The 3634-nt window shown below is 48.4% G+C and carries 1 protein-coding gene; it reads left to right on the top strand.

From position 1 onward, the window contains the following. Positions 1-662: 662 nt before the first annotated feature. The coding region (locus B036_RS31015) for a zinc metalloprotease (protein ID WP_044103831.1) at positions 663-3634 on the top strand (2972 nt) is incomplete at its 3' end.

The following is a 3634-nucleotide window of genomic DNA, read 5'->3' on the forward strand; positions in this document are numbered from 1 at the left end:
AACTGCACATACCGGACGCTCAAAGGTCCCCTAGGGCCGCTTTGAGGTCCTTGTACCGAAGCCCCGCTGCTCCTTGATGGAGTGGCGGGGCTTTTGCGTAATGGAGTCAGAAATCAGGTTTTAACGCAAGCCTCAAGCGTTGTCGAAACAGGCAATAGTTGATTGGCGAACTATGTATTTAATGATCACTTATGTTTTAAAGTGACGCAAACGATCAGAACAGGCTTGTAGTAAATGAAATACAATCAGGCCATATATTTAGCGTGTTTAAGCTGGTGAATAGCCGTAATTAATGTTAAAATGCTATTTTTTTGCTGTAAACTGACAGAAAATTCACATTTTCATGGTGTAATTTATTAGAGAGACATTATTTACATTTTATTTTTTCAGGATTCCGGTTGTGTCATGGCTTAACAAAGCCTTGGCTTTGAGCTCCTTGCCGAAAGGTAACCGGAGACAGGTAATCCCATGGACCTTTTTTTCTTGCTCTCAGCGCGGCTAATTAAAGCCGTGTAAGCTCTCTCCCCCTAAGGTTGTATTCCGGCAAAGTGCCTCTATAGTATCCCCAAACCGACCTGGGGGCTAACGATTGCATTGATTCGTCTCGGGACGTTCTACCCTCCAGTCTTCATCCCATTTTACTCACACTTAATTCATAATCCATGAAATCATCATTTACCTTAATATTATCAGCCTTCCTTTTTGGGGGGCTTTCACTATTCGCCCAATCCACTAATCCGGAGATAAATCTCACGCCCAAAACCGTTAGCTATACTTCGGCTGATCTTGAGCAGAGTTTTAAAGCCTATCAAGTATTTACCATGGACCATGCAGGTCTAAGTGAGAATGCTTCGAAGTCTGCTGACCTAAGCTTCGGCCTGGAGTTAAGCGAGCAAGAATATTGGCAGATTGATCTGGAGCCCTTCGCACTATTTTCTCCTGACTTTCGTTTCCGGGTCCTGACGGATACAGGAGTTGAATATCAGGACGCACCGACTAACGCGGTATTTAAAGGACGCGCCAGGGGAGCTGAGAACGGAGAAGTACTCATGACCGTATGGGAGGATTACTTTGTGCTAAGTATTCGCACAGGGTCGGGAGAACGCTTTGTTGAACCCCTGCATAAAATGATTCCCGGCGTACCAAAAAACTTATACGTCTCTTACCTCGCCGCCGATGTACTGGTGGACCCTGCTTTGAAGTGTGGTCTTACGGAGACCGCTGAGCACCACGATCAGCTTCCATCGGATCTCGCTCCTGAAAAGGGTGAAGCAAAAATGATGTGCGACATTGTGTTTGCGGAACTTGCGCTGGCTGCCGCTTTTGATATGGTACAGAAGTTCGGTACTGTTACCGACGTACAGCAGCACATAGTAGATATCACGACTCAAATGATGGGGCTTTATACCGCGGAGAATATCAAATATCAGGTAGTAGATGTTGTAATTCCAAATTCCGCCGCAGCAGACCCCTGGTCGACCGATGCCTTTATGGACGTCTTACTTCCTGACTTTGCTGCCTGGGGTAATGTTGCCGGTAATTTCGCTCCGCACGACATTGGACAGCTATGGGTTGCCCGTGACGTCTTCAGGACGGCAGACCCCATGGACCCCGATGACAACCCTTTTGGTTTGATTGGTCGCGCAGACGGAATCGGAGTCGTTTGTACAGATGATCGCTATAACGTTTGCGAGGATTTTGCTAATTCGATGAATTGCCTGCGTTCCTTGAGCGCACACGAAATCGGACACCTTTGGGGAGGTGTTCATGGCGACGCGACACTAGACGTTACCATAATGTCCCCCTTTATTGCTTGTGCTGCAACAGTTTTCACCGCAGCCAATTCTAATAACATTGCCGGACACGTTGCTACGCGGACCTGTCTTACCAGTGCTAATGACGTGCCGCCGGTGGCTGTTTGTCAGGATATTACGCGATCATTGGATGCGAACGGTAATGTTTCTATTACACCGGGTGAGATCAATGACGGCTCTACATTTTCCTGTGGATCGAGTTCACTTTCATTAGACATAAACGCTTTCGACTGTGGAGATACGGGAGGAAACACCGTCGAACTTACCATTACCGACATTAATGGCTTATCCGACAATTGTACTGCTACGGTTACCATTAATGATAATACAAACCCGACTATAAGCTGTCGGGATACCACACTTGCCCTTGACCTAAATGGAATGGTTTCCATAGACGCAAGCATACTGGGCACAACAGATGATAATTGCAGCAGCGAAATTGATCCGCTCTTCCTGGATTTTGACTGCGAAGATGCGGGCATTACATTCATTAATTTCCTCGACGCTTCCGACCCAAGTAACGGATCCGTTTCTTGCCAAATCAATATTTCGATTATCGATACGCTGCCTCCGGTAGTTGTTGGTGCCGACCAAACCGTATTTCTTGATGCCCTTGGCATGGGCTCGGTGGATTCTTCGGATATCGTTATTTCTGCCATGGATAATTGTGAAGTGGTCTCCGTGACATTTAGCCGCTCACTCGATTTTACGTGCGATGATGTTGGAGCCCAGGAAGTGATGCTTACGGCTGTTGATCCGAGTGGTAACGTGGGGACGGATATCGTTACGGTTACTGTAATGGATACGGTTAAGCCAGTAATCACGGTAACGCCGCAGACGGTAGTACTAAGTGATGACAACGGAACAGCTACACTCACTGTGCCCGACCTGGCTTCAGCCACTGATGCCTGTGGCATTGCAAGCCTCACTGCAAGCCAGCTGCTCTTCACCTGTGAAGACATTGGTGATGTAGAAGTGATCATCACTGCTACGGACGTGAATGGCAATGTTGCAACCGCTCCAGTGGTTGTCACGGTGACGTTCAACCAGCCAGAACTGGCTTGTATCGGAGAAATCAATCTTACGCTGAACGACGAGTGCCAGGCTTTGCTTATCCCCCGGATGCTGCTGGTGGGCAACGTCGCCTGTTTGGACGTCTTCAACTTTGAGATTACCGTACAAGACAACGACCCCTCCAACGGCCCGATCATCGACGGCTGTGGCAGCTTCACCTACTCCATCAGCTCTCCAGATCAACCGATCTCGACCTCATCGGGCTTTAACGGTTCTCTGGCTGCTTTCAATTGGGACGTAGAAGAAACAACCACGAACGGAGACCAAAGTGCTTCTGCAACGTTTACGGCGACAACGCTCACGCTGGCCACCAGCGCTGCGGTGTTCGACTCCGGCTCACCATTTGGTGTTACCGCTGATCTTCAGTTCTCCGAAATTGGCACAGTAACTTTCGATTACGACTATAATGGCGTAGACAATGGCTTCGATGACGCGATTATTTTGGTAGACTTTGAGGGCAACGTCATAGTAACCATTCTTGATACAGACCAGCCAACCACGGGTTCTGCGTCTATTGATGTAGAACCTGGCTATACGCTGATGATTGGCCTTGAAGATGACGGCTTCCAGCCTTTCGCCGGCGCGTTCACCAGCGAACTGGAGATCAGCAACATCACCTTTACAACGGGTGATCTTCTAGGCCTCAATTTTGAGACCTGCTGGGGCATCGTCAACGCCGAAGACAAGACCTCTCCGATCGCTGAAGTAACACCAGACGATGTAACGCTGCTGTGCGTAGACTTCGA

Source organism: Neolewinella persica DSM 23188, assembly GCF_000373105.1.
In the GTDB taxonomy this organism is placed as follows: domain Bacteria; phylum Bacteroidota; class Bacteroidia; order Chitinophagales; family Saprospiraceae; genus Neolewinella; species Neolewinella persica.